The organism is Mixta mediterraneensis (assembly GCF_014946725.1).
Classification (GTDB): Bacteria; Pseudomonadota; Gammaproteobacteria; order Enterobacterales; family Enterobacteriaceae; genus Pantoea; species Pantoea mediterraneensis.
This window is the reverse complement of record NZ_JACFXY010000011.1, coordinates 76637-92312: the sequence shown is the minus strand read 5'-3', so window position 1 is coordinate 92312 and position 15676 is coordinate 76637. Positions and strand designations below refer to the sequence as shown.

Below are 15676 nucleotides of genomic sequence, written 5' to 3'. Positions count from 1 at the left end.
GGCATTCAATACAATCGTAATCTTGGTTAAAAAATGATGGTCAACTTTAAATTATTGTTATTTATTAGTTGATTTATTTTTAGTTAATTAATTAAAAAAAAATACCAATTGTTTCTTTAGTTACAAAATAATGTGCAATAGTGTCAGAAAGTTAGTTTTTAAGCGGAACTCTGGCGCTTTAAAAGCGCGAATCAAAACTATACGGAAGCAACAACGTAGCGTATGTTTCTCAACGTATAAATACCTGCCCAAATCTATTTTGAAGTCTCTCAATGAACGCATCTCAGCAGCAAAAACCGGGACGTAAGCGCCCAATGAAACTCAGCACACTAACGACGCTCATGATGGTGGCGGTCATTTTTACCGTGCTGCTTAGCGTTCATCTTTTATATTTTATCCAGATTGATGATTTCACCCGATCACACGTCAAAGATAAGGCGCTTGCTGTTGCACGAACGCTGGCTGACGATCCGCAGATACAGCGCGGTCTGGCCCTGGCCGATAACGACGCACTGACTCAACCGATTGCCCAGGCTGTCCAGAGACGTAACGATTTACTGTTTGTGGTTGTGACTGACATGAAAGGTATGCGTCATTCTCATCCTAATGCGGATTTAATTAATAAACATTTTATCGGTGATGACCTGCTTCCCGCCCTGGACGGACATGAAAACATTGCGGTAAACCACGGTACGCTAGTTGAAGCGTTACGCGTATTCACGCCGGTGTATAACGCACAGCATCAGCAAATCGGTGTGGTGGCAATTGGTATTTCGCTTAGCGATGTCATCGCGCAGAGCAATAAAAGTCGCTGGAATATTTTCTGGACCGTTCTGCTGGGCGGATCGATTGGATTGCTGGGCGTACTGATTCTGGTTAAACGTTTGAAACGTATTTTGCTTGGGCTGGAGCCGCATGAGATTTCCAGTTTGTTTGAACAGCGACAAGCGATTCTTGATTCAATTAAAGAAGGCGTAATTGCGGTTGATGAGCAGGCACGCGTCACGCTCATCAATAAAGCCGCGCAACAGTTGCTACGTGAGACGGCTATGGAAGCACCACTGAGCGGCGATCGCATTCCAGATAACTCCTTAATGTTGAGCCACCTGCGCGAAGCGCTGCATGACGGCAGAGCCTGGCAGGACGAAGAATTAAACGTGCGTGGCCGCGTCATGATAAGTAACACCGTACCGGTTCGCAGCCGGGAACGTATTATCGGCGCAGTCTGTACCTTTCGTGATAAGACCGAAATCAGCCAGCTAATGCAACGTCTGGATGGCATGGTAAGCTATGTTGACGCGCTACGAGAGCGCTCCCATGAATTCATGAACAAGCTGCACGTTATTCTTGGCCTGCTGCATATGAAAAATTATGCACAAATGGAAGCGTATATTTTAAAAACTGCAAATAACTACCAAACGGAAATTGGTTCGCTCTTGCAGCGTATTAAATCGCCGGTAATAGCAGGCTTTTTATTAAGCAAAATCAATCGGGCCACAGATCACGGACATCGGTTAATGCTCAGCGATGCCAGTTATTTGCCTGATAGCGGCAGTGAACAGCAGATTGCAGCGCTGATTACCGTGCTAGGAAATTTGATAGAGAATGCGCTGGAGGCGCTGGATCAACAGCAAGAAGGCGAAATGCATGTCCTGTTGCATTATCAGAACGGCTGGTTGTCTTGTGAAATCAGTGATGATGGACCGGGCATTCCTCCTGAGCTGGAGACGGCAATATTTGAGAAAGGTTTTTCGTCAAAAGGCAATGAGCGTGGCGTAGGCTTGTTTTTGGTCAAACAGCAAACAGAAAGCCTTGGCGGAAATATCAGCGTCGAGTCAGAACCGGGCGTGTATACCCAGTTTTTTGTACAACTCCCGTGGGATAAAGGAAATAAAGTTTCATGATCAACGTATTAGTGGTAGACGATGATGCTATGGTCGCGGAGCTAAACCGCTGCTATATCGGCCAGATTGCAGGATTCATCTGTTGTGGGACGGCTTCGACCTTACAACAGGCGAAAGATCGACTCATGCACATCGAGCCGCCTGTCGATCTTATTCTGCTGGATATTTATATGCAGCAAGAAAACGGCCTGGATTTACTGCCTGAATTACGCCGTTCGCAGCGCCCGGTTGATGTGATCATCATTTCATCTGCAGCTGATGCAGCCACGATCAAAACCTCACTGAATTATGGCGTGGTCGATTACCTGATAAAACCTTTCCAGTTCTCCCGCTTTGAGGAAGCCTTAACTACCTGGCGGCAAAAAAGAACACAGATGAATAACCAGCAGTATTATCAACAGGCGGAGCTTGATCAGTTAATCCACGGTAATCCACCGGCGACAAACGAGCAAAAACGCCTGCCGAAGGGATTAACGCCGCAAACGCTGCGCACGTTATGTCAGTGGATCGACGCGCATCCGGGCAGCGAATTTTCTACCGCTGAACTGGCAATGGAAGTGAATATTTCACGCGTTTCCTGCCGTAAGTATCTTATCTGGCTAGCCGAAATAAATATTCTGTTCACTACCATTCATTACGGTGCGACGGGAAGGCCGGTTTATCGCTATCGGCTGCAGGCAGAATATCATTCATTGCTGAAACATTATTGCCAGTAGCTCAGCTGATAACGGTTATCCAGGAGGGCAAAGTTGAATTGTCGCGATGACGAGCAAATCACTTGCTTGTCACGGGTGATAAAAATGGCGTCGAGAGCAGGATGAGCGGCCAGATACGCGATGCCTTTTTCAACGCCCATGCCATACAGCAGGGTGGTGTAAATATCGCCATCAATGGACCGATCCGAAATAATGGTCACGCTGAGCAGCTCGTTATCCAGCGGATACCCTGTTTTAGCATCAAGAATATGATGGTAAATCTGTCCGTCCAGCTCAAAAAAACGCTCGTAAATGCCGGATGTCACGACTGATTTATTAACGACCTCAATCACGCCGATTAACTCATCAGCTGCGCCGAACGGTTTTTTCAGTCCAATCGCCCAACCGGCCTGACTGTCGGGCGCACCTAGCGTCTGTACATTCCCGCCCAGGTTAATCAAGGCGCGGCTGATGCCCTGCTGATGCAGCAAGGCCTGTACGCAATCGGCGATATAGCCTTTCGCTATGGCGCCAAGGTCAATTTCCATGCCCGCTTTTGCCAAAAATACCGTCTGCTTTTTCTCGTCCAGAATCACGTCTTGCGGATTACAGCGCATCAGCCGCGCCTGTAATTCAGCATCGGACGGCACGCTGTTGCCTTGAAACCCAATTTTCCAGCATTTCACTACGGGTCCGATAGTAAAATTAAAGATACTGTCTGGCATTAAACTCACCGCTTTGGCACAGCGGATAAGCTCAAAAACCGACGGGCTGACGTTAACCGGATGCTGACCAGCAGCAAGGTTGACGTTCATTACTTCAGAAGGCGTACGGTTTACCGTCAGTAAATTTTCCTGCTGTTTAATCAGGCGGAAAACCTGCCTTGCCAGCGCTTCATTAAGTTCAAAAAGCTTGAGCAGAATGGGCGAACCCATCAATACAGTGGAATAAGCACAGACCGGGTCATTTGTCGCCATGTACGCCTCTGCTTAAGATTTGACAAAAAAGGGGGCGCGTTATCCCCCTGTTGATTTCGTTTAGCGTTTGGCGAAGGCCGCTGCGTTACGCCCCGCCAGGATACCAAAGATGATAATATCAGCCACCGCATTACCGCCGATGCGGTTAGCGCCATGAATGCCACCCACAACTTCACCCGCCGCCCAGGCACCTTTTATGACCTGTTTCTGGCTATCCAGCACGGCCGTATCCGTATTAATAGTTACGCCGCCCATCGTATGATGCACACCGGGCGCAATACGAATGGCATAGTAAGGGCCTTCATTCAGCGGATGACGCAGCGCGGTAGTACGACCAAAGTCTTCATCTTTCTGCTTAATGACAAACTGATTGTAGCGATCCAGCGTCGCCTTTAAAGTGTTCTGATCCATATTCAATTTTACGGCCAACTCTTGTACGGTTGGCGCGCTGTTCACAAACCCACGCGCAAGGTATTCATCCGCGGCTTTGTTATTCTGGCGAACCTGCTCGTCAAAAATGATCCAGGCGCTTTTCTCCGGCAAAGCAATAATCTGCGCCGAAACTTTGTCACGGGTTTCCATTTCATTAAAGAAGCGTTGCCCCGCCTGGCTCACCAGAATCGCACCGCCACCCCGAATGGATTCAGAAATCAGGTATGACGTGGTTTGTTCAACGGTGGGATGGATCTGAATTTCGCTCATATCCACCGTATCCGCGCCTATTTTTTGCAGCATGGCAATGCCGCTGCCCGTGGCGCCTTTGTGATTGGTCGTGACAAAACCATCCAGCTCAGGGCGATATTTGACTACCATTTCGCGATTAGCGCTGAAGCCACCCGTGGCGACAATCACGCTTTTCGCATTCAGAATTCGGCTATCGTTATACTCATCAATGACTTTAACGCCGCATACCGCGCCGTTTTCATACAGGATTTCAGCGACCGACGTTTCCAGCAACACCTCAATATTGCGTTTGTTGATATTTTTTACCAGTCCACTGATCAGGAACCCTCCCACAGCTGAACGGTCGGCGGGACGATGTGTGCGATCAATGCTCATGCCGCCTGTGATGGTGATGTCGTTCAGTTCGATGTCATGGTTAGCCAGCCAGTCAATCGCTTCTGGTGCCAGCTCAACAAATTCGCGTAACAGAACTGGATTGTTTTTGAATTTGCCGCCTTTCAGCGTTTCTTCGTAAAACAGCGCTTTACTGTCTTCAATGCCTTCCATTTTCTGAAAACGCGTTTCTGCTGCATTCATACCCACAGAGGCTTTGATAGTGTTGCCGCCAATGGTTGGCATCTTCTCAATGATCACCACGCGAGCACCTTCATCGCTGGCCTGAATAGCCGCCGCCAGACCTGCACCGCCACTGCCAATAATCACCACATCGACGTTCTGTGGCGCTGCGGGGTTGACCCCTTCCTCAATCATCTGCGCTTTGCTGGAAGTGGTCATTGCACGCGAAACGGCTTTTTTTAGCGCTTCACTCTGCGTGGTTGCGCCGGTAATGGCGTCAACGTATGGGCTATTTGCTACCAACATGCGGGTTCGCAGGCTTTCAAACGTGGTGGTAAAATCGACATCCAGCGTATCGTCCGGTACGAGCGAAATGTCAGTAATACGGTCAGTATCCAGCGTCACGTTTATTTGCAGCTTCAATGCTTCAGCTTCGACTTTTTCCTGATAGACACCGGCTTTGTATTTACGACCCGTATCGCTGACGTCGCGAATCATCGCGTCCACCAGGGAGAAACGCCATAACGGCTCAGGAATATTCAGCGCCTCGCGCTGAGTACTATCAATATACAGCTCCAGTTTCTCATTATTGATAATGCGGTCGGCCCAGTCAGGATAAGCGATACAGGCTTTACCTATCGCCACCAAATCGTAACCGTGCGCCAGGGCAGACTCGGCATCAGCTTTGTTGACCACGCCGCCCACACCAATCACCGGTACTTTTGCCAGCGTTTCTGAGCGCATAGCGTGGAATTTAGTGATTAATGGGGTGGGATCGCGGGTGTCAACGATAGAAGGACGCAGAAACTGGCCCACTGAGAAGTGAACGTAATCCAGTCCACGTGCAGCCAGCTTTTCCAGCAGGTACAAGGTGTCATCAAAGCGAATACCCGGAACTTCGATCTCTTCAGGCGAAAAGCGATAGCCAATAATAAAGCCTTTATGAGCAAATCGGTCGGCCATCTGGTGCGCGATTTCCAGCACGGCGAGTGGGAAACGGGCGCGATTATCGCGGCTGCCGCCCCACTTGTCGTCACGCTGGTTAGAATTAGGAGAATAGAATTGTTGAATCAGGTAAGTATTTGCACCATGAATCTCTACGCCATCGAAACCGGCTTTGATCGCGCGGTTTACGGCATCACCAAATTTGGTGATCATGACGTCGACTTCGTCTGCCGTTAACGCCTGCGGCCGGGTTGCGCCTTCACGCGGCGCGGCAATAGCGCTGGGCGCGACGGGTGTTTTACCGCCAATTAACTCAGGCTCGACCATGCGGCCGCCATGATAAATCTGCAAAATCGCCAGTGAACCTGCGGATTTAATGGCGTCAGCGATCTTCTTCAGGCCAGGGATTTTGTTGTCGCTGTCAATGGCGATCGCGCCAGGAAAAGCCGGTACAGGTGGTCATAGGCGCCATGACTAACCGATTTTTTAGCACAGCGCCATTGGGTAAAGTAAGTGGATTCAGGATTGGGGTGAGTTTATGCATTGATGATCAACTCCAGAATTAAAAACCTCGAAGGCTTACCCTGACATTTTTTGAATAAAAATTGGTCCAATTTAATCTCGCCAATATATCAATTTTTTAGCTGCGCAATTGATAACTTTAGTTATTTAAGTTTTTATTTATTTGGAGTGATTTATTATTGCTGGGCCATTTTTATATCCCAACTAATTGTTATCCAGATGTTGACAAAAATCAAATTCTGACTTCAAGGTAACAAAAAAACATATAAAACAAATAGTTAACCAGAACAACTTGCGGCTTATCAAATAGCATTCACGCTATACCAGGGCCAGAAAAAGCTTAATTATCATGTATCAGCGCTATAAAACTCAGCTTCATAAAAATGATATTAGTTTTTTATTGATCCAGATCAAAATTAATAATTTTATAAATCGCAAAATATTTTCATTACCACTTAATATTTCACAGAAACTGGAAAAGAAAAAAGAAACAATTCACATGCCACGGTTAATGCGTTAACGAATAGAAAAACAATGAATAATATACCGGGGCGTAAACCACATCCTTATTAACTTGCAGACCAAAACAATGAAACCATTATCACCAATGCATGAACCGCCTAAAGCCGCCCCTGCTGCTGCAGGCCAGAAAAAACGCTATATCATGTTGTTTCTCCCGGTTTTAGTTGCCGTATTGTTACTGCTGATGCCGGTTCCCGCCGGACTCGAACCTTACTCGTGGCACTTTTTTGCTATCTTCGTGGGGGTCATTGTCGGTTTGATCTTTGAACCGCTGCCTGGCGCAGTAATCGGTTTGACTGGCGTAGTGGTCATCGCTTTGTTCAGCCAATGGGTGTTATTTAGCCCAGCAGAACTGGCCGATCCGAAATTCAAAACCGCCACCCAGGCTTTTAAATGGGCGGTGAGCGGCTTCGGCAACTCCACCGTCTGGCTGATCTTTGGAGCCTTTATGTTCGCTGCGGGTTATGACAAAACGCAGTTTGGCCGTCGCCTGGCGCTTATTTTGGTGAAATACCTGGGTCGCCGCAGTCTGACGCTGGGTTACGCCATTACTTTCGCAGACTTGCTGCTAGCGCCGTTCACGCCATCCAACACCGCACGCAGCGGCGGGACCATCTATCCAGTTATCGCTAACCTCCCGCCGCTTTACGGTTCTAAACCTAATGACCCGAGTGCACGTAAAATCGGTTCTTATCTGATGTGGGTAGCAATAACTGCGGCCTGTATCACCAGCTCAATGTTCCTGTCGGCACTGGCACCGAACCTGCTGGCCCTGGCACTGGTTAAAAGCATTATCGGGTTTGAAATCTCATGGGGCATGTGATTTCTCGCTTTCCTGCCCCTGGGCATCCTGCTGATCCTGACCATGCCCTTACTGGCATACCTTTTTTATCCACCAGAGGTCAAAATTAACGACGAAGTGCCGCGCTGGGCAAGCAGCGAGCTGGAAAAACTAGGGCGACTGTCACGTAACGAAATTCTGTTATTACTCTTCGTCTGCTGTGCACTACTGATGTGGATTTTCGCCACTGCGTGGATTGAGCCAGCCATGGCAGCGCTGCTGGTGGTTGTACTTATGTTGTGGACCGGCGTACTGAACTGGAACGACATTACCAGTAACAAACCGGCATGGAATACCTTTGCCTGGTTTGCAACGCTGGTAGCTTTGGCAGATGGTTTAGCCCGCGTTGGATTTATCGCCTGGCTGGGTAAAGAAGGCGGTCAGCTGTTAAGTGGTTACGATCCACAAGTTTCGGCTGTCATGCTGATGATTGCTTTCTTCCTGCTGCACTATCTGTTTGCCAGCACAACCGCTCATACCACGGCCTTGTTACCGGCAATGTTAACTATCGCAGCGTCAATTCCAGGCATCAACATGCCGGTATTCTGTCTGATGATGGTGACCTCGCTGGGGGTGATGGGAATTATTACTCCCTACGGCACCGGCCCGATTTACTACGGTAGCGGCTATCTGCCAACCAAAGATTACTGGCGTCTTGGCACGATATTCGGTGCCATCTTCCTGGCGGCAATGATGCTGATTGGCTATCCATGGATGGTGATGATGTTCTAATAGCTGTACGCAAAAGCGTGAAGATCAACCACTTATATTATACCATTCTGACACTCACCAGCGGCTTTCCCGGCGGCTGGTGAGATAATAAAACCATTAAATTCCGCCAGTGATGTTGTCTATTCTGTTAAGAAAAAAACTACCGAACATTAAGTGAGCATAACATGTCGAACAAACCTTTCTATTACCAGAACCCTTTTCCCCTTGCCGATGAAAACACTGAATATTATCTGCTGAGCCGCGATCACGTTTCCGTTGCTGAATTTGACGGGCAGGAAGTACTGAAAGTTGATCCCCAGGCGCTGACGTTACTGGCGCAGCAGGCTTTTCATGATGCGTCATTTATGTTGCGTCCGGCGCATCAGCAGCAGGTTGCTTCAATCCTGCATGACTCGGAAGCCAGTGAAAACGATAAGTATGTGGCGCTACAATTTCTGTAAAACGCTGAGATCGCTGCAAAAGGCGTTCTGCCAACCTGCCAGGACACCGGCACTGCCATTATTATGGGTAAGAAAGGCCAGCGCGTCTGGACCGGCGGGGGGGACGAAGCCGCGCTGTCGCGAGGCGTTTACAATACTTATATCGAAGATAACCTGCGTTATTCGCAGAACGCCGCACTGGATATGTATAAAGAAGTGAATACTGGCACCAACCTGCCGGCGCAGATCGATCTCTACAGCGTGGATGGGGATGAGTATAAATTTCTGTGCATCGCGAAAGGTGGCGGTTCCGCTAACAAAACCTATCTGTATCAGGAAACTAAAGCGCTGTTATCGCCAGGTAAACTTACTCAATATCTGATCGATAAAATGCGTTCGTTAGGAACCGCTGCCTGCCCGCCCTATCACATCGCTTTTGTAATCGGCGGCACTTCGGCTGAAAGCACCCTGAAAACCGTTAAGCTGGCGTCAACCCACTATTACGACACGTTACCCACAGAAGGTAATGAACACGGTCAGGCATTCCGGGATGTGCAGCTTGAGCAGGAACTACTGGAAGCGGCGCAAAACCTGGGCTTAGGCGCACAATTTGGCGGGAAATATTTTGCCCACGATATTCGCGTAATACGTTTGCCGCGTCACGGTGCATCGTGCCCGGTTGGGATGGGCGTTTCTTGCTCCGCTGATCGAAATATCAAAGCAAAAATTAACCGTGACGGCATCTGGATTGAAAAACTTGAAGTTAATCCAGGCCAATACATTCCTGAAGCCTTGCGTCAGCAGGGCGAAGGCAATGTGATCGCTGTTGATCTGAATCGCCCAATGAATGAAATTCTGGCCCAGCTTTCTGAGTACCCGGTTTCAACCCGTGTTTCGCTGACCGGCACCATTATCGTGGCGCGTGACATTGCCCACGCCAAACTAAAAGAGCGCATCGATAACGGCGAAGGATTACCGCAATATATCAAAGATCATCCGGTATATTATGCGGGCCCGGCGAAAACGCCAGAAGGCTATGCTTCAGGTTCGCTCGGCCCAACCACCGCAGGCCGCATGGATTCTTACGTTGATCTGCTTCAGGCCAACGGCGGCAGCAAAGTGATGTTGGCGAAAGGTAACCGCAGTCAACAAGTAACAGATGCATGTCAGAAACACGGTGGATTCTATCTGGGCAGTATTGGCGGCCCGGCTGCGGTACTGGCGCAGCAAAGTATTAAGAACCTGGAATGTGTTGAATATGCCGAGTTAGGCATGGAGGCAATTTGGAAAATCGAGGTAGAGGACTTCCCTGCTTTCATTCTGGTCGATAACAAAGGCAACGATTTTTTCCAGCATATTGAACGCAATCTATGCGCGAAATGCGCCAGGTAACCGTGCTGTTGTGGTTACATCGCAAATATAAAATCTGAAAAAGCAGGTCTGGGTTCAAACTTCCTTCGGGCCCAGACCTTTAATTTTGCAGCTACGGCAAAATCACTTTTGGTAAATGGCTGTATAAACGCATCCAGCGAACTGCGATAGCCGGTAAAGCTGCTTTATTCGGCTTCTCAGGCGTTTTCACTGTGGGATCGGATGAGGTTGCGCCATTGTCACAAACAGGTTGCTGTTTATTATCGTTAATGTTACCCAAGTCAGGGCATAGCCGCAGATCTGTTGAAGCTTAAACGGTTAACGGACGACCTTAATATTTCTGACAAGACGCAAAAAGTAAAATCTTACATGATAAAAATGATTTACAAGGCACTCATTTCCCGTAGCGTTTGCACTCTTCCTGCCAGCCCAGGCGGAAGCTCAGATCCTTATAGTTATGGCGCAGTATAAGAAGCGCGTTTATAACGTGAGATGAAGTTTATTTACCTTAATTCAAATGGTTATATCATCTCAAGGTAAAGCGCACAGCGCTTCCGTGATAAAAATATATATTTCATCGCATTATTTATGCCGGTTAACACACTACCTTATTATCAGTAAAAAATATTTCGCCGATATGCATGCTTTTATAAACTGCTCTGTATTGAGATCCGTTATTAAATAAAATATTTCGGCTCGCCCGTATCAAATAGTGATTATTCGCCCCACGATTGATTCGGCCTCGTTATTACAAATCCTGAACAGGAAAATCACAAAAAATAAAACACTATCAACGATAGTGACTCTTGCTGTGTTTAACAGCAATGGCGGTTATTATGGCTATAAACTTGCAAAAACAGACAGTAATGATCTAAGGTGAGCGGCTGAAACGTTTAACCGCTTCATTTATCCGTAATTCGGGCTTCTTATAGCTTTCATTTCCATCGTTTCTTACGTTCATATTTGCGGCTGCGAAAGCTATAAGATTCCCTCAATTGGGCTGTATGAGGAGAATATGACCACTAAAACACCATCATCTGAACATCCGAAAAAACACTTCTGGAATAAGAAACAAAAAGAAATGACCGTTGACGATATTACCGTCATAGACAACGACATGTTGAAACGTGCCGTCGGCGCGGCTGCGTTGGGTAATGCCATGGAGTGGTTTGATTTCGGTGTTTATAGCTATCTTGCCGTGATTATCGGTAAGGTCTTTTTCCCGGATGCGAATAATGCGGTACAGTTGATTGCCACTTTTGGTACGTTTGCCGCAGCATTCTTAGTTCGCCCAATTGGTGGGCTGGTCTTTGGGCCGCTCGGCGATCGCATCGGACGCCAAAAAGTCCTGGCGATGACCATGGTTATGATGTCCATTGGGACATTTTGTATTGGCCTGATCCCCGCTTACTCCTCCATCGGCATTATGGCACCGGTTCTGCTGCTGGTGGCACGTCTGGTTCAGGGTTTCTCAACAGGCGGTGAATACGGTGGAGCAGCGACGTTTATTGCCGAATACTCCACCGATAAACGCCGTGGTTTTATGGGCAGCTTCCTTGAATTTGGCACCATCGGCGGTTATCTGCTTGGTGCCAGCCTGGTCACCGCAATGACCATGATAATGTCAAATGAAGCTATGCTGGCGTGGGGCTGGCGTGTACCGTTCTTTATTGCGGCGCCACTGGGTTTGTTCGGCCTGTATGTGCGGCTGAAACTGGAAGAAACCCCGGCCTTCCAGCAGCATATGGAAAAACAGGAAGCGCTGGAGCAGAGTAAACCACGCCTGACTTTGCTACAGATGTTGTCTAAATACCGCGCACCGATGATGAAATGTATTGGGCTGGTACTGCTGTTTAACGTATCCAACTATATGCTGACCTCGTATATGCCGAGCTATCTGACCGGCGTACTGGGTATGAATGAGATGAGTGGTCTGCTGCTGGTAATGGTCGCAATGTTTGTGATGATGCCGCTAACTTTGTTATGGGGCCGCTGGACTGACAGAATCGGTCGACGCCCGGTGATTGGTTTTGGTGCCGTTGGCCTGATTCTGCTGTCGATTCCCTGCTTTATGTTGCTTGGGAGCGGTAATATGTGGGCCGTATTTGCAGGGTTGCTGGTTCTGGGTGTGTTGCACACCTGTTTTAGCGGCACCATGCCGTCAACGCTACCAGCCTTGTTCACCACGGACATTCGTTACAGCGCCCTGGCCATCGGCTTTAATCTGTCAGTTTCGTTGTTTGGCGGTACGACGCCACTGATTACCGCCTGGCTGGTCGATACCACACATAACTTAATGATGCCCGCTTATTACATGATGGGAGCTGGGGTGATCGGCCTGATCACTATCCTGACAGTACATGAAACCGCACGCCAGCCGCTGAAAGGCTCTTCACCTGCGGTAGCAACCAGAGCGGAAGCACAAAAGCTGATTGATAAGTTGCGCATGCGTAACAGTAAACCGAAACCGATTCCTGTGCCGTCGGAATAATCAATGACTAAACCGGGCTAGCCCCGGTTTTTTTGCCATGCTCCGTATCTATTTTCTCAAGCTATTTGCTGTTACTCTTCGCTGCTTTGTCCGACTATTTCCTATTTTGACGACGAGCTGACGCGCGCTGCTAGCCCGGCAAAAAATAAAGGTTTCAGTACACTTTCCTTCCCGCCATGTGCTTACTTACCTGATAACGCAGCCGTTTTCACTTCAATATTTAATGAAGATGATCGTAGCTACCTAAAGTATGTTGTAACTATAATGGTTATTTTCTGTGCGATTTAAAAAGCATGGCTGGCTTGTCATTAAAACCATGCAGCGCATGCTATAACAGCTGGTCTGACTATGCAGATAATCAAAAGTGCGGAATTATCCGCACCATCTTTACTTAATCGTTACCAAAACGGCCAACGGTGCTTGCAGCGCCTAATGTATGTCCTTTCAACTGGCTCAATAATTCAGCATGCGTTAAACCCGCTTTTAACTGTGCGGGAAGATCGGTGGCGATCAATACAAAGTTATAATGATGCAGACCGCTACCCGCCGGGGGGCAAGGACCGTAATAACGGGTGGTGCCAGGCGAATTTTGACCGCCGGTATAACCTTTACCTTGTGTTAGCTCGCCTTGCGCAAAAGCGCTTCGGTTTACGGAGATGTTGTATGCCACCATATGAGTCACACCCATGCCTTTGCCGCCGGACGGATCGGTAATTAATAAAGCGAAACTTTGGGTGCCGACAGGAACATGTGACCAGTTAAGTTCAGGCGAGACATTTTCACCGGTACAAGAAGGGTTACTTTTGTTGCCGCCAGCAAATTTCTTCTCTAGTACGGCATTGTCAGTAAAATCTTTGGATTGCAGCGTAAATACCGATGCCGCCATGCTGGTAATCGGTAATGTGGCGAATAAAATGGCGCACGCTAATTTCTTCACAAATCACTCCTGTGGGAAAAAATAAATTAAACAGCAGCTAAATATTAACCAGCCGTAATGATACCTTTGCGAAACGTTAAGATTCAGCCGCTTATTAACTATATACCCATCTGTGAAGTGCGATAAAAAATTCACCCGCTTCCGCCAGGCGTACTGGAATATTTAGCGTGATATTTTTCATTCTGACTTGTTATTTTGAAGGTGATTTATCCACCGTCACCACAGAAAAGCGAAGATAATGAAAGGCCGCCGGGCTTTTTTGCAACACCGAATCAGCCCTTCCCGTTATGGCTATGAATCCGGCCAGAACGGGAAGAAAAGCTAACGCGTTATTGTATTTGTTTTAGCGCAGCAAATACCCGCGCAATTGCCACGGCGCCCGGATCCTGGACGCCATGCAAATTTTCGCTGTTGAGATATGACGAGCGCCCTGCCTTGGCCTTTGTCATGCTGGCGGTATTTTCCGCGCCATTATTCGCGGCATCGGCCACGTCAGTGAAATCTTTGCCGTTAACCATCGCTTCAATTGCGGGTTGTAGCGCATCGATTAAGGTACGATCGCCGAGCTGCGCGCCGCCATAATGCTTCATTTTTTCCAAACCTTTTTGCAGCGCTTCAGGCAACGCGTCGCCCTCCGCCATTTTTTGTCCGGCAGCGGTAAAGAAGATAGCCATTAACACGCCGCTGGAGCCGCCCATCACTTTTGCCAGCCGCTCGCCTGTTACCGCTAACAGATCGGGTAAGACGTTTAGCGGCAATTGTTTTCCTTTACACTCATCATAAATTTGGCGCGCCCCCGCGGCGAACGTTGAACCGGTATCACCATCACCAACCTGCGCATCCAGCTTGTTTAGATCGCTTTCATTGGCGATCAGGGTTTCGCAAATAGTATTGATGATGCGCGCGACTTCCGCGTTTTCAGACGGTTCAGCGTTGATCTCACTGGCCTGTTTTTTCGCTTTATGGGATTTCAGTGCTTCAATTTTTACCGCTTTTAACCAGCCTGCGGCTTCTACGGGGGCGCAAATGGCTTCTTCAAACAGCGGTGTCAGTTCAAGACAGGTAACAGAATAACCTTTCATATCCAGCGCGGTCATCATCGCGGCAGGTCCAATTAAATACTGCACGTTTTTGCTCAGTGGTGATTCGATCAGGTCACGCGTTACCAGGTTCATTTCTAACGCTGACATTCCACCGAGATTGTTGACCAACAGCGCGCACGGTTTTTCACTCTGCTGCTGATTAAACACTTTTGTCAGAAGCTGTTTGGCGATTTGCTGGCTACTTTGTGATTCCATAACCTCAATGCCCGGTTCACCATGAATACCAAGACCCAGTTCTACGCTGCCCTCCGGCACACGTTCGTTCGTATTTTCGCCAGGCAAATGACAGCTCGACATGGCGACGCCCATGGTAGTCAGCGCGTTATTCGCCGACTCGGCGATTTTGGTCACCGTTGCCAAATCGTCACCCCGTTCAGCAACAAATCCCGCAATTTTATGCACCAGCAAGGTTCCCGCCACACCGCGCGGCTGAGGATTTTCAGGCAGGGCGACATCATCACCCACGATCACCATGCTGACATTAAATCCTGCCTTACGCGCTTTTTCAGCGGCCAGGCCAAAGTTAAGACGATCGCCAGTGTAATTTTTTACGATTAACAGGCACCCGGCATCGCCAGTCAGGTTGACGATGGCGTTATACACGGCTTCCACGCCTGGCGAAGCAAACACATCACCGCATACTGCGGCAGTTAACATGCCCTTACCGATAAAGCCAGCATGCGCAGGCTCATGCCCCGAGCCGCCACCAGAAATCAGCGCTACGCGTTTTTTATCCCAGTCATTACGCATCACAATGCGGATCCATGGATCGACATCGAGTCGCACCAGATTTCGCCATGGATTAGCGTAAATGATGCCATCCAGCGCTTCAGCAACAAGATCTTCCTTTTTATTCATCATGAATTTGGTCATTACTTATTCCTCATCTGATTGGTTCGATGTTATTTGCGTGATGAAAAAGTGTTACACAAGGAAATGAATAGCGGAGGTAAAATGCGCTGGTAATGTCTCAACCCG

6 protein-coding genes and 3 pseudogenes are annotated in these 15676 nt (G+C 48.3%); 5 read left to right on the top strand and 4 right to left on the bottom strand.

Annotated elements, in window-relative coordinates:
* The first annotated feature begins 272 nt into the window (after positions 1-272).
* Together H2P46_RS17780 and dcuR are read left to right on the top strand one after the other, a co-directional pair.
* Positions 273-1904, top strand: a complete 1632-nt coding sequence (locus H2P46_RS17780) for a sensor histidine kinase (protein WP_193406219.1) — start codon at positions 273-275, stop codon at positions 1902-1904.
* On the top strand, positions 1901-2620 hold the full coding sequence (gene dcuR / locus H2P46_RS17775) for a two-component system response regulator DcuR (RefSeq protein ID WP_193406218.1): 720 nt from the start codon (positions 1901-1903) through the stop codon (positions 2618-2620). The genes H2P46_RS17780 and dcuR overlap by 4 nt, the downstream gene beginning before the upstream one ends.
* Here dcuR and H2P46_RS17770 read toward each other — a convergent pair.
* Positions 2608-3576 (bottom strand): FAD:protein FMN transferase, encoded by a 969-nt coding sequence (locus H2P46_RS17770; RefSeq protein WP_193406217.1) that lies wholly within the window; start codon positions 3574-3576, stop codon positions 2608-2610. The two genes, dcuR and H2P46_RS17770, sit on opposite strands and share 13 nt — an antisense overlap.
* A 60-nt stretch (positions 3577-3636) precedes the next feature.
* A pseudogene (locus tag H2P46_RS17765) lies at positions 3637-6304 on the bottom strand (flavocytochrome c).
* Positions 6305-6871: 567 nt separating this feature from the next.
* Between H2P46_RS17765 and H2P46_RS17760 the strand changes: the two are divergent.
* The 3 genes and pseudogenes from H2P46_RS17760 to proP all read left to right on the top strand — a co-directional run bounded on the left by H2P46_RS17760 (position 6872) and on the right by proP (position 12658).
* A pseudogene (locus H2P46_RS17760) lies at positions 6872-8377 on the top strand (DASS family sodium-coupled anion symporter).
* Between the two features lie 164 nt (positions 8378-8541).
* Positions 8542-10188, top strand: a pseudogene (gene fumA, locus H2P46_RS17755) (class I fumarate hydratase FumA).
* A 994-nt stretch (positions 10189-11182) separates the two neighbouring features.
* The gene (proP, locus tag H2P46_RS17750; RefSeq protein ID WP_193406216.1) at positions 11183-12658 is read left to right on the top strand and encodes a glycine betaine/L-proline transporter ProP; all 1476 of its coding nucleotides are present in this window, start codon (positions 11183-11185) and stop codon (positions 12656-12658) included.
* A 391-nt stretch (positions 12659-13049) separates the two neighbouring features.
* On the opposite strand, the gene H2P46_RS17745 is transcribed toward proP, so the two are convergent.
* On the bottom strand, positions 13050-13595 hold the full coding sequence (locus H2P46_RS17745; protein ID WP_289777459.1) for a YbhB/YbcL family Raf kinase inhibitor-like protein: 546 nt from the start codon (positions 13593-13595) through the stop codon (positions 13050-13052).
* A 329-nt stretch (positions 13596-13924) separates the two neighbouring features.
* Positions 13925-15571 (bottom strand): dihydroxyacetone kinase subunit DhaK, encoded by a 1647-nt coding sequence (locus tag H2P46_RS17740; RefSeq protein ID WP_193406215.1) that lies wholly within the window; start codon positions 15569-15571, stop codon positions 13925-13927.
* Positions 15572-15676 lie beyond the last annotated feature (105 nt).

Coding starts and splice junctions, on each gene's coding strand:
- H2P46_RS17770 (WP_193406217.1), bottom strand. CDS start 3,576: ATGGCGACAAATGACCCGGTCTGTGCTTATTCCACTGTATTGATGGGT.
- H2P46_RS17740 (WP_193406215.1), bottom strand. CDS start 15,571: ATGACCAAATTCATGATGAATAAAAAGGAAGATCTTGTTGCTGAAGCG.
- H2P46_RS17780 (WP_193406219.1), top strand. CDS start 273: ATGAACGCATCTCAGCAGCAAAAACCGGGACGTAAGCGCCCAATGAAA.
- dcuR (WP_193406218.1), top strand. CDS start 1,901: ATGATCAACGTATTAGTGGTAGACGATGATGCTATGGTCGCGGAGCTA.
- proP (WP_193406216.1), top strand. CDS start 11,183: ATGACCACTAAAACACCATCATCTGAACATCCGAAAAAACACTTCTGG.